19 protein-coding genes and 2 pseudogenes are annotated in these 24,473 nt (G+C 71.2%); 19 read left to right on the top strand and 2 right to left on the bottom strand.

Annotated elements, in window-relative coordinates; all coding sequences use genetic code 11:
• Window position 1 precedes the first annotated feature (1 nt).
• From asnB to AB0D14_RS04010, 16 genes are all read left to right on the top strand, one after another.
• Window positions 2–1,930, top strand: a complete 1,929-nt coding sequence (asnB, locus tag AB0D14_RS04085) for an asparagine synthase (glutamine-hydrolyzing) (protein WP_362774330.1) — start codon at window positions 2–4, stop codon at window positions 1,928–1,930.
• Window positions 1,931–2,013: 83 nt separating this feature from the next.
• Complete coding sequence (locus AB0D14_RS04080) at window positions 2,014–4,209, top strand: bi-domain-containing oxidoreductase (protein ID WP_362774327.1); 2,196 nt, start codon at window positions 2,014–2,016, stop codon at window positions 4,207–4,209.
• Complete coding sequence (locus AB0D14_RS04075) at window positions 4,206–6,239, top strand: alginate lyase family protein (RefSeq protein ID WP_362774324.1); 2,034 nt, start codon at window positions 4,206–4,208, stop codon at window positions 6,237–6,239. The genes AB0D14_RS04080 and AB0D14_RS04075 overlap by 4 nt, the downstream gene beginning before the upstream one ends.
• Before the next feature lie 9 nt (window positions 6,240–6,248).
• Window positions 6,249–7,799 (top strand): right-handed parallel beta-helix repeat-containing protein, encoded by a 1,551-nt coding sequence (locus AB0D14_RS04070; protein ID WP_362774322.1) that lies wholly within the window; start codon window positions 6,249–6,251, stop codon window positions 7,797–7,799.
• Window position 7,800: 1 nt separating this feature from the next.
• Window positions 7,801–9,099 carry an O-antigen ligase domain-containing protein gene (locus AB0D14_RS04065; RefSeq protein WP_362774661.1) on the top strand — a complete coding sequence of 433 codons (1,299 nt, stop codon included), beginning with the start codon at window positions 7,801–7,803 and terminating at the stop codon, window positions 9,097–9,099.
• A gap of 8 nt (window positions 9,100–9,107) precedes the next feature.
• Complete coding sequence (locus tag AB0D14_RS04060) at window positions 9,108–10,379, top strand: glycosyltransferase (protein WP_362774658.1); 1,272 nt, start codon at window positions 9,108–9,110, stop codon at window positions 10,377–10,379.
• Window positions 10,379–11,614: a class I SAM-dependent methyltransferase gene (locus tag AB0D14_RS04055; protein WP_362774320.1), complete on the top strand. Its 1,236-nt coding sequence runs from the start codon at window positions 10,379–10,381 to the stop codon at window positions 11,612–11,614. The genes AB0D14_RS04060 and AB0D14_RS04055 overlap by 1 nt, the downstream gene beginning before the upstream one ends.
• 13 nt (window positions 11,615–11,627) lie before the next feature.
• On the top strand, window positions 11,628–12,458 hold the full coding sequence (locus AB0D14_RS04050; RefSeq protein WP_362774318.1) for a sugar phosphate nucleotidyltransferase: 831 nt from the start codon (window positions 11,628–11,630) through the stop codon (window positions 12,456–12,458).
• Window positions 12,455–13,117 (top strand): PIG-L deacetylase family protein, encoded by a 663-nt coding sequence (locus AB0D14_RS04045; protein WP_362774316.1) that lies wholly within the window; start codon window positions 12,455–12,457, stop codon window positions 13,115–13,117. The genes AB0D14_RS04050 and AB0D14_RS04045 overlap by 4 nt, the downstream gene beginning before the upstream one ends.
• Before the next feature lie 3 nt (window positions 13,118–13,120).
• Window positions 13,121–14,155, top strand: a complete 1,035-nt coding sequence (locus AB0D14_RS04040; protein ID WP_362774314.1) for an SDR family oxidoreductase — start codon at window positions 13,121–13,123, stop codon at window positions 14,153–14,155.
• Complete coding sequence (locus AB0D14_RS04035; RefSeq protein WP_362774312.1) at window positions 14,152–15,453, top strand: DUF4910 domain-containing protein; 1,302 nt, start codon at window positions 14,152–14,154, stop codon at window positions 15,451–15,453. The genes AB0D14_RS04040 and AB0D14_RS04035 overlap by 4 nt, the downstream gene beginning before the upstream one ends.
• Window positions 15,450–16,769, top strand: coding sequence for a hypothetical protein (locus tag AB0D14_RS04030; protein ID WP_362774310.1), 1,320 nt, complete (start codon window positions 15,450–15,452; stop codon window positions 16,767–16,769). Before AB0D14_RS04035 ends, AB0D14_RS04030 begins: the two co-directional genes overlap by 4 nt.
• Window positions 16,766–17,713: a glycosyltransferase family 2 protein gene (locus AB0D14_RS04025; RefSeq protein ID WP_362774308.1), complete on the top strand. Its 948-nt coding sequence runs from the start codon at window positions 16,766–16,768 to the stop codon at window positions 17,711–17,713. The genes AB0D14_RS04030 and AB0D14_RS04025 overlap by 4 nt, the downstream gene beginning before the upstream one ends.
• A complete protein-coding gene (locus tag AB0D14_RS04020; protein ID WP_362774306.1) occupies window positions 17,710–19,020 on the top strand; it encodes a polysaccharide pyruvyl transferase family protein in 1,311 nt (436 codons plus the stop codon). Before AB0D14_RS04025 ends, AB0D14_RS04020 begins: the two co-directional genes overlap by 4 nt.
• The gene (rfbC, locus tag AB0D14_RS04015; RefSeq protein ID WP_362774303.1) at window positions 19,017–19,568 is read left to right on the top strand and encodes a dTDP-4-dehydrorhamnose 3,5-epimerase; all 552 of its coding nucleotides are present in this window, start codon (window positions 19,017–19,019) and stop codon (window positions 19,566–19,568) included. Before AB0D14_RS04020 ends, rfbC begins: the two co-directional genes overlap by 4 nt.
• Window positions 19,569–19,575: 7 nt before the next feature.
• Entirely contained in the window at window positions 19,576–20,928 is a 1,353-nt protein-coding gene (locus tag AB0D14_RS04010) for a glutamate-1-semialdehyde 2,1-aminomutase (protein ID WP_362774300.1), read from the top strand.
• Window positions 20,929–20,965: 37 nt separating this feature from the next.
• Here the strand turns inward: AB0D14_RS04010 and AB0D14_RS04005 are convergent, their stop codons facing one another.
• Complete coding sequence (locus AB0D14_RS04005; protein WP_362774297.1) at window positions 20,966–21,688, bottom strand: phosphatase PAP2 family protein; 723 nt, start codon at window positions 21,686–21,688, stop codon at window positions 20,966–20,968.
• A gap of 233 nt (window positions 21,689–21,921) precedes the next feature.
• Between AB0D14_RS04005 and AB0D14_RS04000 the strand changes: the two are divergent.
• Window positions 21,922–22,014 (top strand): annotated as a pseudogene (locus tag AB0D14_RS04000) (GNAT family N-acetyltransferase); the annotation flags it as partial.
• On the opposite strand, the pseudogene AB0D14_RS03995 reads toward AB0D14_RS04000, so the two are convergent.
• Window positions 22,004–22,201, bottom strand: a pseudogene (locus AB0D14_RS03995) (IS701 family transposase); the annotation flags it as partial. The pseudogenes AB0D14_RS04000 and AB0D14_RS03995 overlap by 11 nt on opposite strands.
• A gap of 955 nt (window positions 22,202–23,156) precedes the next feature.
• Between AB0D14_RS03995 and AB0D14_RS03990 the strand changes: the two are divergent.
• On the top strand, window positions 23,157–23,840 hold the full coding sequence (locus AB0D14_RS03990) for a hypothetical protein (RefSeq protein ID WP_362774294.1): 684 nt from the start codon (window positions 23,157–23,159) through the stop codon (window positions 23,838–23,840).
• An 84-nt stretch (window positions 23,841–23,924) separates the two neighbouring features.
• Window positions 23,925–24,308: a hypothetical protein gene (locus AB0D14_RS03985; RefSeq protein ID WP_362774292.1), complete on the top strand. Its 384-nt coding sequence runs from the start codon at window positions 23,925–23,927 to the stop codon at window positions 24,306–24,308.
• Window positions 24,309–24,473 lie beyond the last annotated feature (165 nt).

The following is a 24,473-nucleotide window of genomic DNA, read 5'->3' as shown; positions in this document are numbered from 1 at the left end:
CATGTGTGGCATCGCAGGCACTTACCGCTGGCCGGACGGGAAGGCCGTGACCGACCGGCTCACCGATGTCCTCGCCCACCGCGGCCCGGACGGGGCGGGCCGGTACAGCCACTGCGCCGGTGACACCGAAGTACACCTCGGGCACCGCCGGCTGGCCATCATCGACCTGTCCGAGACCGGCGCCCAGCCGATGGTCTCGGACGGCCTCTCCCTCACGTACAACGGCGAGCTGTACAACGCGCCCGAACTCCGTACCGAGCTGGCAGCCGCCGGGGTGCGCTTTCGCGGTACCTCCGACACCGAGGTGCTCCTTGAGGCCTGGCGGCGCTGGGGCACGGACTGCCTGCCCCGGCTGCGCGGCATGTTCGCGTTCGCGGTCTTCGACGAGCGAACCGGTGACCTGGTGCTCGCCCGCGACCAGCTCGGCATCAAACCGCTGTTCCTGCTCCGGCGCGGCGGGGGCCTGATGTTCGCCTCCGAGCTCAAGGCGCTCGCCGCCGTGACCGGCGGAACCCTGGAAGTGGACCATGCGGCCCTGGTGGCCTCGCTGCTGTACTACTGGGTGCCGGACTCGCGCTGCGCGTTCAGCGAAGCGGAGAAGCTGCCGCCGGGGAGCTGGCTGCGGTGCCGGCCCGACGGCCGGGTGGAGCGCGGCCGGTACTGGAACCTCAAGGACGTCGCCGCCGAGGGCCAGGAGCGGGCCCGCAGCGGCGAGCAGCCGGACCTGGCCGCCATCGTCGAGGAGTCGACCCGGCAACACCTGCTCTCCGACGTACCCGTGGCGACCTTCCTCTCCGGCGGTCTCGACTCCAGCTACCTGACCGCGCTGGCGGCCCGCCACCGACCCGGCATCTCCGCCTACACGATCGGGTTCCGCGCCGAGGACGCCAAGTTCGAGGCGATGCCGGACGACCTGCGCTACGCCCGGCAGGTGGCCGAGCAGTTCGGCGTCGACCTGCACGAGATCGAGATCGCCCCGAACGTGCTCGACCTGCTGCCGCAGATGACGTACAGCCTGGACGAGCCGATCGGCGACCCCGCCGCGATCAACACCTTCCTGATCTGCTCGGCCGCCCGGGAGGCCGGGGTCAAGGTGATGCTCTCGGGGATGGGCGCCGACGAGCTGTTCGCCGGGTACCGCAAGCACCTGGCCAACGTGCTCGCGCTGCGCTACCAGCGCGTCCCGCGGCCCCTGCGGCACGGCCTGTCCGCGGCCGTGGACCGGCTGCCGGTCGCCACGGCCCGCCGGGGATACCGGTCGGTGCGCTTCGCGAAGCGGTTCCTCTCCTTCGCCGATCTGCCGGAGGAGACCGCGTTCCGGCGCAGCTACACCATGTACGACCAGGACGAACTGCTCGCCCTGATCGATCCTGACCTGGCCGGGACGGTCGACGACGTGCTGACCGAGCACGCGGACATCTACCAGGACAACGAGCTGGACGACTTCGTCAACCGCATGTGCCTGGGCGACGCCCGGATGTTCCTGCCGGGCCTGAACCTCGCCTACACGGACCGCTCCAGCATGGCCGCGTCGACCGAGGTGCGGGTGCCGTACGTGGACGTCGAGGTGGTCAAGGCGGCGTTCGCCGTGCCCGGCGATCGCAAGATCGTCGGACGGCAGGGCAAGGCCGTCCTCAAGGAGGCGGGCGCCACGATCCTGCCCCGGGAGATCGTGTACCGGCCCAAGGGCCTGTTCAGCGCCCCGCTGCGCGCCTGGATGAGCCGGGATCTGGCACCGCTGGTGCGCGAGGTGATCAACGACGGCGTGCTCGTCAACTCCGGGATCCTGCGCCGCGACGCGCTGGCGCGGATGGTCGCCGAGGACGCCGCCGGACAGCGGGACTTCTCCAAACATCTGTGGCATGTGCTGACCCTTGAGTACTGGTATCGCGGCGCGACCTCTGGCTCCGGCCAGAGCCAGGCGGCTTGACGGCTTGACGGCTTGACGGCTTGACGAGTTGAGGCTTGAGGGCCTGACGACGGCTCGACGGTGTGGAAACAAGAGGAGCTTCGGTGAAACAGGTTGTGCAGAACTACAAGAGCGGCGAGCTGGCGCTGCTCGACGTACCGGTGCCGGGGTGCAAGCCGGACGGCGTACTGGTCCGCAGCGCCTACTCGCTGATCTCCACCGGGACCGAGCTCATGAAGGTGTCCGAGGCCGGCATGTCGATGGTGGGCAAGGCCCGCTCCCGGCCGGACCAGGTGGCCAAGGTCATGCAGAGCGTGGCCACCAACGGGGTGCCCGCCACCTACCGCAAGGTGATGGGCAAGCTGGACTCCTACACGCCGCTGGGCTATTCGCTGAGCGGGGTGGTCGAGCAGGTCGGCGCCGGGATCGACGATGTGAAGGTCGGCGACCTCGTGGCCTGCGCCGGCAACGAGCACGCGCTGCACGCCGAGCTGAACTGGGTGCCGAAGAACCTCTACGCGCCGGTGCCGGACGGCCTCGCGCCGCGGCACGCGGCCTTCGGCACCGTCGGGGCGATCGCGATGCAGGGAGTGCGCCGCGGCGAGCCGCAACTCGGCGAGGTGGCGCTCGTCATCGGCCTCGGACTGATCGGGCAGCTGGTGGTGCAGCTCCTGGCCGCCTCGGGAGTCCGCGTCGTCGGCGTCGACCCCGACCCGGTGCGCTGCGAACTCGCCGAGCGCCTGGGCGCCGCGGCCTGCGGCGATCCCGCGTCCGCGGCCGTGGAGGCCTCCGTCGCCGAGCTCACCGGCGGTCACGGCGTGGACCAGGTGTATCTGGCCGCCGGCGGGGGCAGCAACCAGCCCGTCGAGCTGGCCGCCCGGCTGAGCCGGGACCGCGGCCGGGTCGTCGACATCGGCAAGTGCCGCCTGGACCTGCCGTGGAACGCGTACTACGAGAAAGAGCTCGACGTCCGGTTCTCCCGCTCCTACGGCCCCGGGCGCTACGACCCGGCGTACGAGCTGGAAGGGCGCGACTACCCGATCGGCTACGTGCGCTGGACCGAGCGCCGCAACCTGGCGTGCTTCCTCGATCTCCTCGCCCGCGACCGTGTCGACGTGGAGCCCCTGGTCTCCCACATCGCCGACTTCGACGACGCCGTCGACACCTACCAGCGCCTGAAGGACGGCGAACTGAAGGCCGTGGCCGTGCTGTTCCGCTACCCCGGCTCCGCCGAACCCCCAGCCGAAGCCAAGGCCCCGGCGGTGGCCCTGCCCGCGGTGCGCCGCGGCGGCGGAGCGGTCACCACGGCCCGGTCCGCCACAGCGCCGGTGCGGCTGGCGTTCGCCGGCGCGGGGAACTACGCGACGTCGATGCTGCTGCCGCACCTGGCCCAGCGCGACGGCGTCGAGCTGTCCACGGTCGTCACCACGACGGCGCTGTCCGCGGCCAACGCGAAGCGGAAGTTCGGCTTCGCCGAGGCGAGCACCGATCTCGACGCCGTGCTCGACGACAAGTCCATCGACGCGGTGTTCGTGGTCACCCGCCACAGCTCGCACGCCGAACTGACCCGCAGGGCGCTGCTGGCCGGCAAAGCGGTGTTCGTGGAGAAGCCCCTGGCCCTCACCGAGGACGAACTGGCCGGTGTGCTCGCGGCGGTGGAGGAGTCCGGCAACGACCGGCTGCAGGTGGGCTTCAACCGCCGCTTCGCGCCGCTGCTGCAGGAGGCCAGGGAGCGGTTCGGCGCCCGGACCGGTCCGGCGAGCCTGCGCTACCTGGTCAACGCAGGTCAGCTGCAGCACGGCAGCTGGTACCTCCAACAGGGCACCGAGGGCTCGCGGTTCGCAGGCGAGGGCGGACACTTCATCGACACGGCGAGCTGGCTGCTCGGGGCCGACCCGGTATCGGTGTACGCCGTCGCCTCGTCCGGCAACGAGGACCTGCAGGTCGTGCTGCGCTACCCGGACGGGTCCACCGCCACCATCAGTTACGTCACCACCGGCGCGCCCGGCTTCCCCAAGGAGACGCTGGACCTCGTCGCGGACGGCAAGGTGCTGCGGCTCGACGACTTCGTCCGTGCCGCTGTCTACGACGGCCGCCGCAAGCGGTGGGTCAGCTCGCGACTGCCCAAGGCCCGGGACAAGGGCCAGGCCGCCGAGCTGGCCGCGTTCGTCAAGGCCGTGCGGAGCGGCGGGCCGATGCCGGTGCCGCTGGAGTCGCTGGTCGCCACCACGGCGGCCACCCTCGCAGTGCCGGCCGGCCTGGCCGGCGGCGCGCCGGTGACGTTGGCGAGAGCGCGATGACCATGAGCGCCACCACGGGGTGGTACCTGCGGCGGCTGTCCCGGATGGGGCCGCGGGAGATCGGCGGCCGGGCGGGCGACGCGGTGCGCAGGCGGCGGTGGCGGTCGGAGCCGCCGGGCTGCCCGAGTGTGACCGGCGCCCGCTTCACCGCGGTACTGCCCGCCCAGGCGATCGCCGCGGTGCCACCGGACGCCGCGAAACGTCTCATCGCCGAGGCGGACCGGCTGATGGACGGGCACGCCGAGTACTTCGGGGTGCCCCGCGACGACCTGGCCGACCCGGACTGGTGGTACGACCCGAAGACCGGGCGCCGGGCTCCGGAGGGCTACGCCTTCGACGTGCCGTACCGGAGCGAGGACGCGGTCGGGGACATCAAGCAGATCTGGGAGCCGTCCCGGCATCAGTACCTCACCGTGCTCGCCGCCGCCTACGCGATCACCGGGAACGAGCGGTACGCCGAGCGGGTGGCCGCGCACCTGCGGTCGTGGTGGGCGGCCAACCCGCCGCTGCGCGGGGTGCACTGGATCAGCGGCATCGAGCTGGGGATCCGGCTGCTGTCCTGGGTGTGGATCCGCCGGCTGCTCGACGGGTGGCCGGGCGCGGCCGGGCTGTTCGAAAGCAACCCGGTGGCGCTGAACCAGATCTGGCACCACCAGCGCTGGCTGGCCGCCTTCCCCAGCCGGGGGTCCTCGGCGAACAACCACGTCATCGCCGAGGCCGCCGGGCAGTTGGCAGCGGCCTGCGCGTTCGGGTGGTTCCCCTCCTCGGCGCGTTGGCGGGCCGGCGCGCTGCGGTCCCTCGACCGGCACCTGCGCGGCAACACCTTCGGCTCCGGCCTCAACCGCGAGCTGGCCACCGAGTACCACGGGCTCGTCCTTGAGCTCGGCCTGGCCGCGGTGGCCGAGGCGGATGCCGCCGACGTGCCGGTCCCCGCGTCGATCAGGCTGGTGCTGCTGCGGATGACCGACGCGCTCGCGGCCGTCGTGGACAACCGGCTGCGGCCGCCGCGCCAGGGGGACGCGGACGACGGGCACGGTCTGGTCGTGGACGGCGCGGGCACCGACCGGTGGGCCTCGCTGCTGGCCACCGGAGACGCCGTGTTCGGCCGGCTCGCCTGGTGGCCGGCGGTGACCGGTACCGATGTGCGCACCCCGCTGCTTGCCGCGCTCATCCGGCCGTACCCGAAAGCCGTGCCGCACCCGAAAGCCGTGCCGCACGCGAAAACCATGCCGTACCCGGAAGACGGAACCGCACCGGCCGTGACCCGCCCGGCAAGCCGACCGGCCCATTTCGCCGACGCGGGGCTCACCATCCTGCGCGGCCCGGCGGAGATCTGGTGCCGCTGCGACGCCGGTCCGCACGGCTTCCTGTCCATCGCCGCGCATGCCCACGCGGACGCGCTGTCCGTGGAGGTCCGGCACGACGGGGTCGACGTCCTCGCCGACCCGGGGACGTTCTGTTACCACGGGCAGCCCGAGTGGCGGCAGTACTTCCGCTCGACCCTCGGCCACAACACCCTGCAACTGGACGGCGCTGACCAGTCGGTCTCGGGCGGCCCGTTCCTGTGGACCCGGCATGCCCGCAGCCGCGTCCTGGACGCGGACACATCCGACGCATCCGACGCCTCCGACGGGGGGACGGCCCGCTGGTGCGCCGAGCACGACGGTTACCGGCGCTCCGTGCACCGCCGCCGGGTGGAACTGACCGCCGCGGACAAGGAGCTGCGGGTGGTGGACGAGGTGGACGGCCCGCGCCGGGCCGCACGGTTGGCCTTCCACCTCGGGCCGGCGATCGTCGCGGACCTGGTGGGAAACCGGGCCGTGCTCACCTGGACGCGGGACGGCGAGGACCGCTCCGCGGTGCTCGATCTGCCCGGGCGGCTGAGCTGGCGGGCGCATCGCGGCGAGAGCGACCCGCCGCTGGGCTGGTACTCCGCCGGCTTCGGGCGCAAGGAACCCACCACCACGCTGGTCGGCACCGGCTTCGCCGACGGCGCGCAGGGGTTCACCACCGTACTCAGGTTTACCTAGGGAGGGCGCGTGGTGATCAAGAGGTGGCATTGGGCGTTACCGACGGCACCGCTGGTGCTGGTCCTGCTGGCGGCGACCGGCTGCGTGGGTACACCGGACGCCCCGGCGGAGCCGACCGGCGCGTCCTCCACGACCGTTGCGCCCTCCAGGTCCGAGGCCCGGTCCGTGGCCCGGGTGTGCGCCAAGCCCGCGGCCGGACCGGCGAAGGCGCCTGCGGGCGCGGTGACGGTCGACCCCTCGGTGACCGGTGACCTGGCCGCGAAGACCAAGAGCAGCCCCCCGAACACCACGTTCTGGCTTCGACCTGGGACGCACAGGCTCGAATCGGACCGTTACGCCCAGATCATCCCCAAGAAGGGAAACAGCTACCTCGGCGCGCCGGGCGCGGTGCTCGACGGCCGCAAGACCAACCAGTACGCGTTCGGCGGCACCGCCCGCGACGTCACCATCCGCTACCTGACCGTGCAGCGTTTCGTCGCGCCGCACGACGAGGGCGTGGTCAACCACGACTCGGCCGACGGGTGGGTGATCGAGCACGCGACGATCCAGCGCAACTCCGGCGCCGGGCTGATGGCCGGTGCCCGCCAGCAGGTCCGCGCCAGCTGCCTGCGCGCCAACGGTCAGTACGGCATGAACGCGTACAAGGCCGGCGGCCTCATCAAGGACCTGGTCATCGAGGGCAACGAGATCGTGGGCAACAACACCGGCGACTGGGAGCGGCGGCGGTCGGGCTGCGGTTGCACCGGAGGCGTCAAGTTCTGGGCCGTCAACGGCGCCGACATACGCGGCAACTGGGTGCACGACAACCGCGGACCGGGGTTGTGGGCGGACACCAACAACAACGACTTCCTCATCGAGGGCAACGTGCTGGAGGCCAACGACGGTGCCGCGCTGATGTACGAGACCAGCTACAACGCGGTCATCCGGAAGAACCTGATCCGGCGCAACAACTGGGTCGAGGGCCGCAGGTACGCCGAGCGCGGCGACAGCTTCCCGTTCGCGACCCTCTACCTGTCCGAGTCCGGCGGCGAACCACGGGTCCCGGCCCGCACGGACAAGATCGATATCTACCGGAACGTGCTGGAGAACAACTGGTCCGGAATCACCCTGTGGGAGAACGCCGACCGGTTCTGCAACAGCCCCGCCAACACCTCGTCCGGTGACTGCACGTTGCTGATGCGGGACACCGACCGCTGCGCGCGGCCGGCGATCGCCAAGGCACCGCTCTACGCCGACTGCCGGTGGAAGACCCAGCGGGTGGACATCCACGCCAACCGCTTCGTGCTGGACAAGTCCGTCGTCAAGTGCACGGTGAAGTGCGACCGCATGGCGGTGCTGTCCAACTACGGCACCTATCCGGACTGGTCGCCGTACAAGGGCGAGCGCGTGGCCGAGGCGATCACCCTCAAGCAGCACAACCGCTGGCACGGCAACGTCTATCGCGGACCATGGCAGTTCGTCGCCCACGACCCGAGCCGGGTGCTCGACTTCGGACAGTGGCAGGGCACTCCCTATCAGCAGGACGCGGACAGCACCCTCGACGCAGGGGCCGGTGCCTGAGATGAGCCAGGACCTGCGGCGCGGGGAGCTGCCGGGCGGAGCGGACACGGCGGGCACGCGGCTCGGCGTCGAGCCGGGCCCCGCCGGCACACCGAAGCTCGTCGGGATCGTGTGGGGGCTGCTGATCCTCAACACGCTCGGCTCCGCCGGGGCGAAGACCATCATCCCGCTGCCCCGCTCCCTCATCCAGCTGGTCACCATGGGCGCGCTGGTCGCCGCGTTCACGCTGGCGCTCGCGCTCAACCTCCGACTGCGCATCCGGGCCAGCGCCTTCGTGCTCCTGCTCACCCTGCTGCTGGTACCGAGCCTGATCTCCAGCCTGCAACTGGCGTCCGGGCTCGGCGCGCTGTTCCGCTGCACCCGGCTGGCTCTCTTCGTCGGCACGCTGTGGCTGCTCACCCGCTGGTGGGACGGCAGTCTGACGTTCGTCCGGCACCACATCCGGATGTACTTCGCGGTGCTCGCGTCGGTCGCCGCCGGCGCGGTCGTCTCACCGGGCGCGGCCATGCCCGAGACCTACGGCGGGCGGCTGGTCGGCGCGTTGTGGCCGCTCACCCCGCCGCAGATCGGACAGTACGCGGCGGTGATCATCGGGCTCACCGTGCTGCTCGTACTGGGCCGCCGGACCGACCGGGCCAGCGCGGCGGTCATCATCGTGCCCTCCCTCGTCCTGCTCGCGATGACCCATACCCGGACGGCCACGCTCGGCCTGCTCATCGGGCTGGTGCTGGCGATCGGCTCGCTCATCCTGACCAGTGCCGCCGCCCGCCGGTTCTTCACCTGGACGGTGCTGTGCGCCGTGGTGGCCGCGGTGGGGTTCGCCTCCGCGCTACGGACGTGGTTCCTGCGCGGACAGAGCGAGGAGAACCTCACCAGCCTCACCGGCCGGGCCAAGGTCTGGGACGCCCTGCTGGCAGAGCCCCGGACGACCGGGGAGAAGTTGTTCGGCATGGGCCTGGGCGACAAGTCGTTCGGCGGGCTGCCGATCGACAACAGCTGGCTTGCCGTCTTCCAGGAGCAGGGCTGGACCGGCGTCACCCTCGTGGCGGCGATCTTCATCGTGCTGGGCGGCGTCGCGTTGCTGCGGCCACCGTCGCTGCCGAGGGCCTGCGCGATCTTCCTGATCAGCTACTGCGCGATCGCTTCGTACACCGAGGCCGGGCTGGGCGACGCCTCACCGTATCTGCTGCATCTGGGCCTGGCCGCCTCGCTGCTCACCGCACCTGCCGCGGCCACGCCTCCCGCGAGGCCGGCGGTCCCCCGACGACATGTCCCGAGATGGGCCAGGGATCAGAAGTGACGTCAAAGATGCGTGTCCTGGTGGTGCACAACCGCTACTCCTCGGCGCAGCCGAGCGGAGAGAACAAGGTCGTCGACCAGGAGGTGGCGCTGCTGCGGGCGGCCGGCCACCGGGTCGAGCTGTTCGAGCGGCGCAGCGACGACATCGCCGCCATGTCCCTGCTTTCCAAGGCCGCGCTGCCGCTCCTCGTGCCGTGGAACCCGGCGGTCCGATCGGAGCTGGCCGCCCGGCTGCGCACCGAGCGGCCGGACGTCGTCCACGTCCACAACGTCTTCCCGCTCCTGTCGCCCGCGGTGCTGGCCGCCTGCGCCGACGCCGGGGTGCCCGTCGTCGCCACGCTGCACAACTACACCCAGGTCTGCGCGCCCGGCACACTGCAGCGGGACGGCCGGCCGTGCACCGAGTGCGTCGGGGCGGCGCCGCTGCCCGCCGTCCGGCACGGCTGCTACCGGAACTCCCGCCTGGCTACGGTGCCGCTCGCGCTCAGCCTGTCGGTCAACCGGCGGCGGTGGTGGTCCGGCGTGGAGCGGTTCTTCTGCATCTCCGGGGCGCAGCGCGACGTCCTGGTGCGGTCCGGCATGCCGGCCGAGCGTCTGATGGTGAAGCACAACTTCGTGCCCGACCCCGACGACCGCCGGTCGGGCGACGGCGAGCATCTGCTCTATCTCGGACGGCTCGCGGAGACCAAGGGCGTGCGGCTGCTCATGGCCGCGTGGGACGAGATCACGGCGAGCGGCGGTGTGGGCGTGCCGCTCGTGATCGCCGGTACGGGGCCGCTGGAGGACGAGGTGATCGCCTGGGCGGCGGGCCGGGACGACGTGCGGTACGTCGGCCTGTACGACCCGGCCCAGTGCCGGCAGGCCATCGCGCGGTCGGTCGCCGTGGTGGCTCCCTCGACGTGGCTCGAGGCGTTCGGCCTGGTGGTCGTGGAGGCGATGGCGGCGGGGGTCCCGGTCGTCGCCGCCGGTCACGGCGCCTTCGTCGAACTGGTCGAGGACGGGGTGACCGGGCTGCTGCACCGGCCGGGCGAGCCCGCCTCGCTCGCGTCCTGCCTGCGCCGGATCACGGCCGAGCAGGACCGCAACCGGGAGATGGGCCGGGCGGGCCGACGCCGGTACGAGCAGGGGTTCAGCCCGGCCGTCGGTCTTGAGCGCCTGGTGGAGGGGTACCGCACCGCGATCGCGGTGCGGTCCGGCGGCGGGGACAGCCCGCCGCCGGTGGGGGACGGAAGCACTGGCTCGCGACGGGGAACCCGCGCGGGCGGAAATGGGGGAAATTGATGACAGGATGCCGACTCTGCGGCTCGACGGCGATGACCAGCGTCGTCGATCTGGGAGCGACCCCGCCGTGCGAGAGTTTTCTCGCCGCGGACCAACTGGACCAACCGGAGCCGGCGTACCCGCTGCACCTGCGGGTCTGCACCGACTGCTGGCTCGCGCAGATCCCTCCGCTGATCACACCGGAGGAGACGTTCAAGGAGTACGCGTACTTCTCCTCGTACTCGACCTCCTGGGTGGAGCACGCGCGCACGTTCGTCGCCGACTCCGTACAGCGGCTGGAGCTCGGCCCCGACGCGTTCGTGGTCGAGGTCGCGAGCAACGACGGGTACCTGCTGAAACACCTGGTCGACCGCGGGATCCGCTGCCTGGGCATCGAGCCGTCGGTGAACGTCGGCGCCGCGGCACGGGACGCGGGTGTGCCCACACTCACGGAGTTCCTGGACCCGGCCATCGGCTCGGACGTCCGCGCCGAGCACGGCCCGGCGGACCTGGTCGTGGCCAACAACGTGTACGCGCACATCCCCGACGTGGTCGGGTTCACCCAGGGGCTGCGCGCCCTGGTCGCCGACGACGGCTGGGTCTCCATCGAGGTGCAGCACCTGCTGACCCTGATCGAGGAGAACCAGTACGACACGATCTACCACGAGCACTTCCAGTACTACACGGTCGCGTCCGCGATCCGAGCCCTCGCGAGCGGCGGACTCACGCTCGTGGACGTCGAGCTGCTGCCCACGCACGGCGGCTCCATCCGGCTGTGGGCCCGGCCGGCCGAGGTGGCCGGCGAGCCGACCGGGCGGGTGGCCGACGTGCTGGACCGGGAGAAGGCCGCCGGTCTGCAGGAGCTGTCCGGGTACACCGAGTTCTCCGCCCGGGTGGCCAAGGTGCGCCGGGACCTCCTCAAGTTCCTCATCGAGGCGGCCGAGCGCGGTGAGACGGTCGTCGGCTACGGCGCCCCGGGCAAGGGCAACACCCTGCTCAACCACTGCGGCATCCGGCCCGACCTGCTCGCGTACACGGTCGATCGCAATCCCTACAAGCACGGCAGGTTCACCCCGGGCACCCGCATCCCGATCCTGCCGCCCGAGCAGATAGCCACAGACAAACCGGACTACGTCCTCGTCCTCCCGTGGAACCTGCGGGCAGAGCTGGTCGAGCAGCTGTCCTTCGTGCACGACTGGGGCGGCCGGCTGGTCTTTCCCATCCCGGAACTCAGCATTGTCGAGGTCACGCCGTGAAGGAGATTGCAGCATGAAGGTCGTTCTGTTCTGCGGCGGTTACGGGCTGCGTATGCGTAACGGATCCTCCGACGACACGCCCAAACCGATGGCGATGGTCGGCCCGCGGCCACTGATCTGGCACGTCATGCGCTACTACGCGTCCTTCGGGCACACGGAGTTCATCCTGTGCCTCGGATATGGGGCCCACCACATCAAGGACTTCTTCCTCAACTACGAGGAGACGACGTCCAACGACTTCGTGCTGCGGGGCGGGCAGACCGAGCTGCTGTCCACCGACATAGCCGACTGGACGATCACGTTCGCGCAGACCGGCATCGAGTCACCGATCGGGGAGCGGCTGCGCCGGGTGCGGCACCACCTGGACGGCGACGAGATGTTCCTCGCCAACTACGCCGACGTCCTCACCGACGCCCCGCTGCCGGAGATGATCGACCGGTTCGCCCAGCGCGACGCCGGTGCGTCGATGATGGTGGTGCCGCCGCAGTCCTCCTTCCACTGCGTGGAGCTGGGCGAGGACGGCCTGGTGGGGGGCATCACCGCGGTGAGTGAACTGCCGCTCTGGGAGAACGGCGGCTACTTCGTGCTCCGCCAGGAGGTCTTCGACCACATCCCGGAGGGCGGAGACCTGGTCGCCGACGGCTGCGGGCAACTGGCCAAGCAGGGAAGGCTGGTGGCGTACCAGCACCGCGGCTTCTGGAAGCCGACCGACACCGTGAAGGAGCGGGCCGCACTCGACGACGCCTACACCCGGGGCGACCGCCCGTGGGCCGTGTGGGAACGGGACGGCGCGCAGGCGAGCGCGACCGGGAACAGAGCCGGCGCCACGGCGGGCACCGCGTGATCCGGCTCGGGACCGGGCGCCTGGACCGGGTGGTCGCGGTGGGGGCGCACTGCGACGACATCGCCATCGGCGCCGGCGGCACGCTGCTGACGATGTGCCTCGCGCGGCCCGGTATCCGTGTCGACGCCCTGGTGCTCTCGGGCGGTGGCAGCGACCGGGAACAGGAGGAGCAGGCCGCGCTCGCCGCCTTCTGCCCGGGCGCCGACCTGCGGCTGACCGTGCTCAAGCTGACGGACGGCCGGCTGCCGGCGCAGTGGGACGAGGCCAAGGCCGCGGTCGAGGAGCTGCGCGCGGCGACCGAACCGGATCTCGTCCTCGCCCCGCGCACCGCTGACGCGCACCAGGACCACCGCGGCCTGGCGCAGCTGATACCCACCGCGTTCCGCGACCACCTCGTACTCGGCTACGAGATCGTCAAATGGGACGGCGATCTCGGCCGTCCGTCGGCGTACCAGCCGCTGTCGCCGGAAACCGCCGAACAGAAGGTGCGGCTGCTGCAGGAGCACTACCCCTCGCAGCGGCACCGGCCCTGGTACGACCGGGAGGCCTTCCTCGGCCTCGCACGGATCCGCGGCATCGAATGCCACGCGCGCTACGCCGAGGCGTTCGACGTCACCAAACTCACGCTCGACCTGGGCACTTTCTCACTGGGGGAATGAACCTTGCGCGTACTGCTGACCGGACATCAGGGCTACCTGGGCACCGTGATGGTCCCGGTACTCAAGGCCGCCGGCCACGAGGTCGTCGGTCTCGACGCCGGCCTGTTCGCCGACTGTGTGCTCGGCCCGCCGCCCGCGGACCCGCCGGGGCACCGGGTGGACCTGCGCGACGTCATGGCCGAACACGTGGCCGGGGTGGACGCCGTGATCCACCTGGCCGCCCTGTCCAACGACCCGCTGGGATCGCTGGCGCCGGACCTCACCTACGACATCAACCACCACGCCTCCGTCCGGCTGGCCCGGCTGGCCCGCGAGGCCGGGGTGCGGCGCTTCCTGTACGCGTCGACGTGCTCCGTCTACGGCGCCGCCGGCGGTGACGACCTGGTGACCGAGGACGCCCCGCTGCACCCGGTGACGCCGTACGCGGAGTCCAAGGTGCGGGTGGAGGACGACCTGCACGCGCTGGCCGACGGCGACTTCAGCCCGGTGTTCATGCGCAACGCCACCGCCTTCGGCTACTCACCCCGGCTGCGCGCCGACATCGTGCTGAACAACCTGGTGGGGCACGCCCTTCTGTCCGGCGAGGTCCTTGTGCTCTCGGACGGCACCCCCTGGCGCCCGCTGGTGCACGCCGCCGACATCGCACGGGCCTTCACGGCCGCGCTGGCCGCGCCGCGGGAAGCGGTCCACGACCGGGCGTTCAACATCGGCAGCGAGATCAACAACGTCACGGTCGCCGAGATCGCCGAACAGGTCGCCGAGGCGGTGGCCGGCTCGCGGGTGAAGATCACCGGGGAGAACGGTGCCGATCCGCGGTCGTACCGGGTGGACTTCTCCCGGTTCCGCACTGCGATGGCGGGGGGTCCCGGCTTCGACTGCGAGTGGACGGTGAAGCAGGGCGCGCTCGAGCTCGCCGACGCCTACCGCGAACACGGGCTGACCCGGGAGGGCTTCGAGCAGCGCTTCACCCGCCTCGCCGTGCTGCGCGCGGCGTCCGAGGCCGGCACCGTCGACGAGACCCTGCGGTGGCGCGGATGACCGCGGCCGGCGAGGAGACGCACGCGCTGACGGCCGGCGAGGAGATGCACGCGCTGGTGGAGCGGCTGTACCCGCTGTGCCGGAGCATCACCGGCGACGGGGTGCGCGCCACCCTGGAGATCGTCAACGAGTACGTCCCGCTGCGCACGCACGAAGTGCCGACCGGGACGCAGGTGCTGGACTGGACGGTGCCGCAGGAGTGGAACATCCGGGACGCCTACATAGCCGACGCCGCGGGCAACCGGGTCGTCGACTTCGCCGCGTCCAGCCTGCACGTGCTCGGATACAGCCTGCCGGTGGCGCGGACCATGCCGCTGGCCGAGCTGCGCGAACACCTGCACACCCTGCCGGACCATCCGACGTGGGTGCCGTACCGCACCAGCTACTACGAGCCGAAATGGGGATTCTGCCTGGCCCAGGAGACCTTGGACGCGCTGCCGGACGGCGAGTACGAGGTGCGCATCGACTCCACGCTCGACGACGGCCACCTGACCTACGCCGAGCATGTCATCCCCGGGCAGGTCCCCGACGAGGTGATCGTCTCCTGCCACGTCTGCCACCCGTCGCTGGCCAACGACAACCTGGCCGGCATCGCGGTGGCGACCTTCCTGGCCCGGGCGCTGGCGCAGGAGACGCCGTACTACACCTACCGGTTCATCTACGCGCCCGGCACCATCGGGGCGATCACCTGGCTGGCCCGCAACGCGGAGCGGGTGGAGCGCGTCAAGCACGGCCTGGTGCTGGCCTGCGCCGGCGACCGGGGCCGGCTGAACTACAAGCAGAGCAGGCGCGGCGACGCAGAGATCGACCAGGTGATGCGGCACGTACTGACCGCCTCCGAACGCCCGCACCAGATCAGCGAGTTCACCCCGTACGGCTACGACGAGCGGCAGTACTGCTCGCCCGGGTTCAACCTCGGCGTGGGGTCGCTCAGCCGAACCCCGTACGCCGGCTACCCCGAGTACCACACCTCGGCGGACAACCCGGACTTCGTCTCCCCGGAGGCGATGGCGGACACCCTTGCGGTCTGCCGGGAAACATTCGCCGTACTGGACCGCAACCGGCAGTACCTCAACCTCAGCCCCTACGGCGAACCACAGTTGGGGAAGCGGGGGCTCTACGACTCGCTCGGCGGCCGCAGCGACGCGAAGCAGGCCCAGATGGCCATGCTCTGGGTGCTCAACCTCTCCGACGGCGAGCACAGTCTGCTGGACGTCGCCGAGCGGGCCGGGCTGCCGTTCGGCGCCGTCGCCGCCGCGGCCGACGCCCTGCACGACGCCGAGCTGATCAAGGCATGACGCCGATGGCCACCGAGGGGGAGAAGCCGACGACACCGGCGGACCGGGCCGGACCCGCCCGGCAGACCGCCAAGCGGGCCATGGTCGGCCGGCTGTCGTGGGGACTGGCCGACCAGGCGGCCTCCAGCATGAGCAACTTCGCGGTGGGGGTCTACGTGGCCCGCTCGCTGGGGCCGGCCGCGTTCGGCGTGTTCAGCCTGGCCTGGGTGACCTACGGCGTGGTGCTCAACGTCTCCCGCGGACTGGCCACCGACCCGCTCGTGGTGCGCTTCAGCGGCGTGTCCGAGACGTCCTGGCGCGGGGCGGTGGCCCGGTCCTCGGGTACCGCGCTCGGCGTCGGTGGCGCCCTCGGCGTGGTGTGTCTGGTGATCGGGCTGGCTCTCGGCGGCAGCGTGGGGCCCGCGTTCGCCGTCCTCGGCGTCGTACTGCCGACGCTGCTGCTGCAGGACGCCTGGCGGTACTCGTTCTTCGCCGCCGGCAACGGGAAGAAGGCGTTCGTCAACGACCTCGTGTGGGGTGTCGCGCTCATCCCGGCCCTGGTGGTGGCGGCCCGTGTGGGCACCGTCGCCGCTTTCGTGCTCGCCTGGGGCGCGTCCGCCGCGGTGGCCGCGGTGTACGGCTGCCTCCAGTCCGGCATCCGCCCCCGGATGACCGGAGCGCGCGGGTGGCTGCGCGAGCAGCGCGACCTCGGCTACCGGTACCTGGTCGAGAACGTCGGCCTCAGCGGCGCGCACCAGCTGCGGGCGTACGGGCTCGGCGTGATCGTCGGAGTCAGCGCGGTGGGCGCGGTCCGGGGCGCCGAACTGCTGCTCGGCCCGTTCCTCGCCGTGCTGATGGGCCTTTCGCTGGTCACCGTCGCGGAGGCGGCACGGGTGCTGCGGAGGGCCTCGCACCAACTGGGCAGATTCTGCCTCTTCCTCGGCGGTGGGCAGGCCGTCGCCGCCCTGCTCTGGGGATCGGCGCTGCTGCTGGTGCCGGACCGGTTCGGCGAGTTCGTGCTCGGCGGCGTCTGGCAGTCCGCCTCGCAGCTCATCGTGCCGGCCACGCTCGGCGTCGCGGGCGCCAGTCTCGGCACCGGCGCGGCGGCCGGGCTGCGGGCGCTCGGCGCCGCCCGGCGCAGCCTGCGCTGCCAGATGGTCGCCTCCGTCTGCTATGTCGGCGGAGGCCTCGGCGGGGCGGCCGTCGGCGGCACGGTCGGCTCGGCCTGGGGCGTCGCCGCCGCGACGCTGAGCAGCTCGGCCGTGTGGTGGCTGCAACTGCGCTCCGCCCTGCGGGAGCACCACCACGATCCCATCCCCGAAGTGAGGACCTCATGACCGCCCAACCCAGGCTGAGTATCGGCCTGCCCGTGTACAACGGCGAGGAGTACCTGGCCGAGTCGCTCGACGCCCTGCTCGGCCAGACCTACGAGGACTTCGAGCTCGTCATCTCCGACAACGCCTCGGCGGACGGCACCCAGGACATCTGCCGCCGGTACGCCGCGCGGGACTCGCGCATCCGGTACCTCCGGCTGCCCCGGAACATCGGCGCCACGCCGAACCACAACCATGTGTTCGCCGAGTCCCGCGGTGAGCTGTTCAAGTGGGCCTCGCACGACGACCTGTACGGCCGGGACCTGCTGCGACGCTGCGTGGAGGCGCTGGACGAGCGGCCGGGGATGATCCTGGCGCACACCGGCCAGGCGGTCATCGACGGCGACGCCCAGGTGAAGGTCCCGTACGAGTACGGGCTCGCCACCGACTCGCCGCACGCGCCGGAGCGCTTCCGCAGTCTGCTGTTCGAGCCCGGCGGCGACGACTTCTACGGGGTGCTGCGGGCCGACGTGCTGCGCCGGGTGAAGCCGATGGACAGCTACCACCACGCGGACCGCACCTACGTCGCCGAGATCGCCCTGCACGGGCCCTTCTACCAGGTGCCCGAGCTGCTGTACTTCCGCCGCGACCATCCCACCCGCGCCGAACGGGCGAACCCGTCCAAGCGCTCCCGGTGCGTCAATCTGGACCCGCGCCGGGCAGGCCCGCTGCACCCGACGCCCCGGCTGCTCGCCGAGTACGTCTGGGGCTTCGTCTCGGCGGTCCGGCGGGCGCCGTTGTCCCCCGCGGACCGGCGCGCGTGCTATCGGCACCTGGCCGCCTGGATGACCAGCCGGGTCCGGCCGGGCGCCGGCGAACGGGTCGAGGACCGCGCCCCGGTCGACCCGGGCCTGCTCACCGTCTCCGTCGACGACCTCGTCGCCGGCCGTGAGGGGAGAAAGGCATGACGTCCATGGACGAAACTCCGGTGCGCGTCGGGGTGTTCGGCCTGCTCGGCTCCGGCAACCTCGGCAACGACGGGTCGCTGGAAGCCGTGCTCGGGTACCTCCGCGCCGAGCACCCGGAGGCGGCCGTGGCCGCGCTGTGCGGCGGACCCGAGGTCGTCGCGGCCCGGTACGGGATCCCCGCGGCGCGGCTGCACTGGTACCGCGGGGAGTACCGGACGGCGTCGCGTGCGGGCGCGATCGCGGGCAAGGGCCTGGGCAAACTCGTCGACGTCTTCCGCACCGCCGCCTGGGTGCGCCGGCACGACGTGGTGATCGTGCCGGGCATGGGTGTCCTGGAGGCCACGCTGCCGCTGCGGCCGTGGGGCTTCCCGTACTCGCTGTTCCTGCTCTGCGCGAGCGGCCGGCTGTTCGGCACCCGGGTCGCGCTGGTCGGCGTCGGCGCCGCCGCGATCGGCAACCGGCCGACCCGGACCCTGGTGCGCTGGTCGGCACGACTGGCCACGTACCGGTCCTACCGGGACGACCTGTCCCGCGACGCGATGCGGGCGATGGGCGTGGACACCGCACGCGACGAGGTCTACCCGGACCTCGCGTTCTCCCTGCCGACACCGACACCGATACCGACACAGGCACCAACGCCGGCACCGCAGGTGAGCGCGCCTTCGGAACAGGCCATCAGCCCGTCGGGCCCGGTCTGCGTCGGCGTCATGGCCTTCCACGGCGGCAACGACGACCGCGCCCGGGCCGAGGACATATACCGGCGCTACCTCGACGGGACGACCCGCTTCGTCCGCGCGCTGGCCGAGGACGGCAGAGCGGTCCGGCTGCTCACCGGTGACGAGTGCGATGAGCCGGTGGTCGCCTCGATCCTCGCCGCCGTGGACTCACCGCTGGTCACCGCCGCCGAGACGTCCTCGCTGGCCGACCTGATGAAGGAGATGGCGGCTGCCGACAGCGTGGTCGCGACCCGCTACCACAACCTGATCTGCGCGCTGAAGGTCGGAACGCCGACGCTCGCGGTCAGCTATGCGGCGAAGAGCGACGCACTCATGGCTCAGATGGGTCTCGACGCGTACTGCCACCCGGCTCGCGAGGTCGACGCCGACCGGCTGCTGGAGCAGTTCCGGGCACTGGAGCAGTCATCCGCGGAGCTGCGGCAGACCCTCGGCGAGCGGAACCTGGCCGCCGCGCGCCGCCTGGAGCACCAGTTCACGGCCTTGACCGCGGCCCTGTTCCCGGCGACCGACCACACCAATGCCCATACCAACGCCCATACCAGCGCCCACGCCTCGCGGGAGACTCCATGAAAGCCACCGAAGTCCCGGCGATCACCGGCGCGTACCTGTTCGAGCCGACGCCGTACGCCGACGAGCGCGGCTTCTTCTGCCGCACCTTCGACGCCGACGTGGTCCGCTCGGTGGGCCTCGACCCGAACACCTTCATCCAGGACAGCGTGTCCCGCTCGGCCCGGGGGGTGCTGCGCGGTCTGCACCTGCGCTCCGGAGCCGGCGAGGCCAAGCTGGTGCGGTGCTCGTACGGGAGGATCTTCGATGTCGTCGTGGATCTGCGGACGGACTCGCCGACCTACCGCAACCACGCGGTCTTCGAGCTGTCCGACGAGACGCAGGCGACCCTGTACATCCCGGCGGGGTGTGCGCACGGCTTCCAGGCGCTGACCGAAACCGCCGACACCTCCTACCGGATCGACCGCCCGCACGATCCGGCCGAGGACGTGACGATCGCCTTCGACGACCCGGAGCTCGCCATTCCCTGGCCGCTGCCGGCCGCTTCGATGTCCCAACGGGACCGGGAGGCGCCGAGCCTCGCCGAGGTCCTGAAGCACCAAGAGAGATGAGATCCGCGTGGACCCTGAAGGCACCGACAGCACCGACAGCACCGAAAAGTTCCTCCTGCCCCGGTCGCGGCTGGCCAACGAGCGACTGCACGCCCTGATCCCCGGGGGCGCGCACACCTACGCCAAGGGCGACGACCAGTACCCCGACAACCTGGCCCCGGTCATCAGCCACGGCCGCGGTGCCCACGTGTGGGACATCGACGGCAACCGCTACATCGAGTACGGCTCCGGCCTGCGGTCGGTCAGTCTCGGCCACGCCCACCCACGCGTGATCGAGGCCGTACGGCGCGAACTCGACCGCGGCAGCAACTTCGTCCGGCCCTCCATCGTGGAGGTCGACGCCGCGGAACGCTTCCTGGCCACCGTGCCGACCGCCGAGATGGTGAAGTTCGCGAAGAACGGCTCCGACGCCACCACCGCCGCCGTGCGACTGGCCCGCGCCGCCACCGGGCGCCCGCGGGTGGCCATCTGCGCCGACCATCCGTTCTTCTCCGTCGACGACTGGTTCATCGGCACCACGCCGATGTCCGCCGGCATTCCGGCGGCGACCACCGAACTCACCGTGGCGTTCCCTTACGGGGACCTGGCGGCCACGGAGGAACTACTCACCCGGCACCAGGGCGAGGTCGCCTGTCTGATCCTCGAACCGGCCACCCACACCGAGCCGCCGCCCGGGTACCTCGCCGGACTGCGCGAGCTGGCCGACCGGCACGGCTGCGTACTGATCTTCGATGAGATGATCACCGGCCTCCGCTGGTCCGAGGCGGGCGCTCAGGGCCTGTACGGCGTCGTCCCCGACCTCTCCACGTTCGGCAAGGCGCTGGGCAACGGATTCGCCGTCTCCGCGCTGGCCGGGCGCCGCGATCTGATGGAGCTGGGCGGGCTGCGTCACTCCGGCGACCGGGTGTTCCTGCTGTCCACCACACACGGCGCGGAAACGCACTCCCTGGCCGCCGCGATGGCCGTGCAGGCCACCTACGTCGAGGAGGGCATCACCGCGCGGCTGCACGCCCTCGGCGAGCGGTTGGCCGCCGGTGTCCGCGAGGCAGCGGCCGGCCTGGGCGTCGGCGACCACATCGTCGTCCGGGGCCGGGCCAGCAACCTGGTCTTCGCCACCCTCGACGAGAACCGGCAGCCGTCGCAGCACTACCGCACCCTGTTCCTGCGTCATCTCCTCGCGGGCGGGGTGCTGGCCCCGTCGTTCGTAGTGAGCAGCGCGCTCAGCGACGCCGACATCGATCACACCGTCGACGTGGTGGCCCAGGCATGTGCGGTGTACCGGAAGGCACTGGACGCCGCCGACCCCACCCCCTGGCTGACTGGGCGCCCGGTGAAGCCCGTGTTCCGCCGCTTGGCATGACGCGAGGTGAAATGACATGAGCTGATATGACGTGACGTCAGGGACGCTCCTGCCGACCGGCGTCGGCCACCCGATCCACCGGCCGATCGACCGGCCGGTCGGCGATCCGGTCGGCGATCCGGTCGGCGATCCGGTCGACCAGCCAAGCGGTCGCCGGTATCACCGCCAGCGCGGTGCACCAGCCGCCGAGGACGTCGGTCGGGTAGTGCGCACTCAGGGCGACCTGCGCCCAGCCCATGGCGGCCCCGGCGGCGAGCGCCGCGGCGAGCACGAACAGCGTGCCGGCCGTCCTGCCGAGGCCGAGCCGGCCGGTCGCGAGCAGTGCCAGCATGAGGGCGAGCGCGGTGAGGAAGGCGGTGTGCCCGCTCGGATAGGACAGGTTGCCGTCGCCGTGGATGGTGCGTCCCACCAAAGACTTGATCAAGCTCGTCGTCCCCACGGCCATGCAGACGCCGACAACGACGAGCACCGCTGCACGAGGCCGCCGAAGCAGCAGACAGCCCGTCACGGCGGCCACGACCAGCATCGCCGCTCCGGCGGGCTCCCCCAGGAAGTCCGTGGCCAGAGCGACGTGCCGCCACGGCGGCCGCACACTGTCCGCCGTCGGGTCGACGAACCACCTGTCCACCGTGCCGGGCCGGCTGTGGCCGGCGTACATGGCCCCGAGCACGACGACCACCAGCGCGGCGAGAGCCGCGACCAGCCCGAGCCCGGCGCGCAGCGACGGGGGCAGAACCGCGGGCACCGACCGACCGGTCACCCGCCCACCACCGCCCCGGCCGATGAGCGCGTGCACTACCCGCCCCACACTGTGCCCGGCTTCTGCCGACGCCAACTCCCCACCAACGAGCCCCCCGTCATCAGCTTCTACCTGGCACCCTAACCAACGTCAGGCACCGTTGTTCGCAGGTTCCAGGATGGCCACGCGCTCCACGTGCGAGGTCATCGGAAAGCAGGTCGCCAAACAGACGCGCGCTCTGCTTGGCTCGACGCATGAGTGATCTCCACATCCGCTGCGCCACCCTCTCGGACATCGACACCGTGCTGCAGTTCTGGCGCGACGCCGCGGAAGGCACCAGTGCTGCAGGCCGTCAGGGGTTGAGTGACCGGCCTGTTCGGCCAGTTGCCAGCTGTTCTTGCGGGCGACCGGCGCGAGCAGCGCGCGCACGTAGTCCCGCATCCGTCGGCGGGGTTCGACACGGCCGAAGCGGTGGCCGATGGTGGTGAAGAGGTCATTCAGGTCGCGGTCCCAGGTCTCTGCCTGTTCGGTCATCACGATCGGGGGCTTCCCCGCACGGATGTGCTCTCGCCGTCGTGGGCACTCCTTCGAGGGGCGTGCAGGCAGAAGCCGTCCATGACGGCACTCTGCCCGTTACACTCCCACCGCTCCACGTTTCCCCAGGTCAAGCCACGAAGTACTGCTGGAGTACTAGCACCACGATCACGGGGAAGGCTCCAAGGTGGTCTCGACCGCCGCCTTGCCCGTATTCCGATGTGCGCGGCGGCCGTTCCTTGTGGGTCAAACGACCGGCACACTCAGCGACCGAGCCGGGCTACTGTGCCCGTCGTACGGGGCTGACAGCGGAACGCAGGTGTGGGCTGGTGTGTCGGTGCACTCGGCTTTGAATCTTCCGCCCAAGATCCGCAAGTCCATGTACACGATAAATGCAGGCCACGCAGTTCACCCAACTGAAGGGAACCCGGTGACTCTCCCCGCCCCGGTGTGATCGCTACTGTGCTACTCGCCCTCACCGCAATCGTGGGTACCGCCAGCCCCGCTGCGGCGGCCGAACCGAGGCCAAGCTTCCAGATCTTCTACGGCCCCGACTGCGCCACGGCCTATCGGACGTACCTGGGCCCCACCCGCACTGAGAGACCCGCACGGAGATCTGGGTCAATGACACTTTCAACGCCTCGTCGGCTTCCTCGCCGGGGTATGGCGAGGGGATCTACCGCAACGCGGCGTCAGCCCGAATCCAGCCCCGCATCACCTCCTACCTCTGACGCAGCTCGATGGCCGCAGGCGGTCCCGTCGGCACCAAGCCGGGTCGACGTCCCGGAGCGGCCTCTCCGATGCTGCATATCCGCTGTGGCGAGGGAGAACAGAAGCGGCCGCATACTCAACGGTGCGGCCGCTTCTCTTCGACGTTCAGTTTCCCAAAACGCGTCGCCATAGCCAAGCAGACTGGGCTGGCCTGGGCAGGCGACTACTACGTGGAGCAGGTCGGATGAGCAGCAACGTACTGACCATGTACGGCGGGCCGAGACGAGTCGACGGCCAGGGTCAGGAGAAGGTGGCGGATATGGTCAGCTTCTCCGACGGGTCGGGTCCGGCGCCGTCGGCCGTGTACGTGGAGCGCGAACTGCCGCCGGGAGGCACGTCCGCGTACCGTGCGGCCCGGGGTGGCGGGGCCCGTTCCTTCGCCCTGTGGGCCGACGATCAACGCCGGGAGCGGGTGGCCACTGTGGTGACCCTGTCGGCTGGCGGCGGCGTCGCGAGGTTTCAGGTGCTCGGCGCGCACGGCGAGGTCATCGGCACGCTCATGCGCGAGAAGGCGCTCCGTGGCAGGGGCCTGCGCACCCGTTGGACCGTGCACCAGCCCGGCGGCTTCGAAGCGGTCGGCTTCAAGGGGAGGATCGTATGGTGGTGGATGTGGTGGCTCTTGCTGCCCCTGATGACGGTGGTCCTCGTGATGAGCGTCTTCGACAGCGTCCCTGGCAACGAGGGCGGTTTCGCACGCGCACCCCGGCGCATCCGGTGGCGCGCGAACGGGCAGGTCCCGCTGGAGTTCAGGTCCAAGGGCGACAAACTGCACGTCCACGCACCCGGTGTGGACTGGCGGCTCGGTGCCGCGCTGATCGCCCTCCTGCGCAGCTTCAACGCCGGCGCATGGGACTCGGTGAAGAAGTGACCCGGGGGACGACGCTCCGGCGCGGTGCGTGCTGTGGCGGCGGAAGTTGGCGTTCCGGGGCCGCGCAGCGCAGAACGGGGCCTCATGTCTGAGAAGTGGCCAGCCCAACGCCCGGCGCCAAGGCCCTTGCCCGGTCCGCCCGGCGGGTACGGGCCGCCACGGTTCCATGAGGTCAGTGCCGGGTACCGGCGTTGGGCCGGCATCCTGCTCTGGCTCGCGATCACCGTCGCGGCTATCATGGCGGTCGCGTTCGTGGCCAGCATCGTCTTCCTGGTAAAGGCAGACGCGGACGTGGACAGCGCCGCCTACGGCTATCTCGCGATCTTCCTGTGGTTCGGGATCGCCGCCGCGATCCCGGTGCTGCTGGCGCTCGGTATCCCCGCAATCGTCATGACGCGGCGTGTCCGGCAGCAGGAGCGGCTGGGCCACGATGCTGTGTACCGAGGATTCAAAGCCGGCGGACAGTAGTCGAGCGGGCCACGGTGCCAGCACACTGATCCCGGACGGTTCGCCCTACCCCTCAACTACCCCAAGGGGTGACCGCCTGACGTGTCCTCTCCTTGTGAGCCTGTCAGGTGACGAGCCCCTGACCTGCTGCGGTGCCAGATCGTTTGAGATCACGGGAGGCCGCTG

It is taken from the genome of Streptomyces sp. NPDC048484 (assembly GCF_040651415.1).
Lineage (GTDB): Bacteria > Actinomycetota > Actinomycetes > Streptomycetales > Streptomycetaceae > Streptomyces.
This window is presented reverse-complemented; position numbering and strand designations above follow the sequence as displayed.

What these genes read in the sequence shown, in the direction of transcription:
- AB0D14_RS04030 (WP_362774310.1), top strand. Translation starts at nt 15,450, where the DNA reads ATGACGCCGATGGCCACCGAGGGGGAGAAGCCGACGACACCGGCGGAC.
- AB0D14_RS04020 (WP_362774306.1), top strand. Translation starts at nt 17,710, where the DNA reads ATGACGTCCATGGACGAAACTCCGGTGCGCGTCGGGGTGTTCGGCCTG.
- AB0D14_RS03985 (WP_362774292.1), top strand. Translation starts at nt 23,925, where the DNA reads ATGTCTGAGAAGTGGCCAGCCCAACGCCCGGCGCCAAGGCCCTTGCCC.
- AB0D14_RS04035 (WP_362774312.1), top strand. Translation starts at nt 14,152, where the DNA reads ATGACCGCGGCCGGCGAGGAGACGCACGCGCTGACGGCCGGCGAGGAG.
- asnB (WP_362774330.1), top strand. Translation starts at nt 2, where the DNA reads ATGTGTGGCATCGCAGGCACTTACCGCTGGCCGGACGGGAAGGCCGTG.
- AB0D14_RS04065 (WP_362774661.1), top strand. Translation starts at nt 7,801, where the DNA reads ATGAGCCAGGACCTGCGGCGCGGGGAGCTGCCGGGCGGAGCGGACACG.
- AB0D14_RS04060 (WP_362774658.1), top strand. Translation starts at nt 9,108, where the DNA reads ATGCGTGTCCTGGTGGTGCACAACCGCTACTCCTCGGCGCAGCCGAGC.
- AB0D14_RS04075 (WP_362774324.1), top strand. Translation starts at nt 4,206, where the DNA reads ATGACCATGAGCGCCACCACGGGGTGGTACCTGCGGCGGCTGTCCCGG.
- AB0D14_RS03990 (WP_362774294.1), top strand. Translation starts at nt 23,157, where the DNA reads ATGAGCAGCAACGTACTGACCATGTACGGCGGGCCGAGACGAGTCGAC.
- rfbC (WP_362774303.1), top strand. Translation starts at nt 19,017, where the DNA reads ATGAAAGCCACCGAAGTCCCGGCGATCACCGGCGCGTACCTGTTCGAG.
- AB0D14_RS04055 (WP_362774320.1), top strand. Translation starts at nt 10,379, where the DNA reads ATGACAGGATGCCGACTCTGCGGCTCGACGGCGATGACCAGCGTCGTC.
- AB0D14_RS04050 (WP_362774318.1), top strand. Translation starts at nt 11,628, where the DNA reads ATGAAGGTCGTTCTGTTCTGCGGCGGTTACGGGCTGCGTATGCGTAAC.
- AB0D14_RS04025 (WP_362774308.1), top strand. Translation starts at nt 16,766, where the DNA reads ATGACCGCCCAACCCAGGCTGAGTATCGGCCTGCCCGTGTACAACGGC.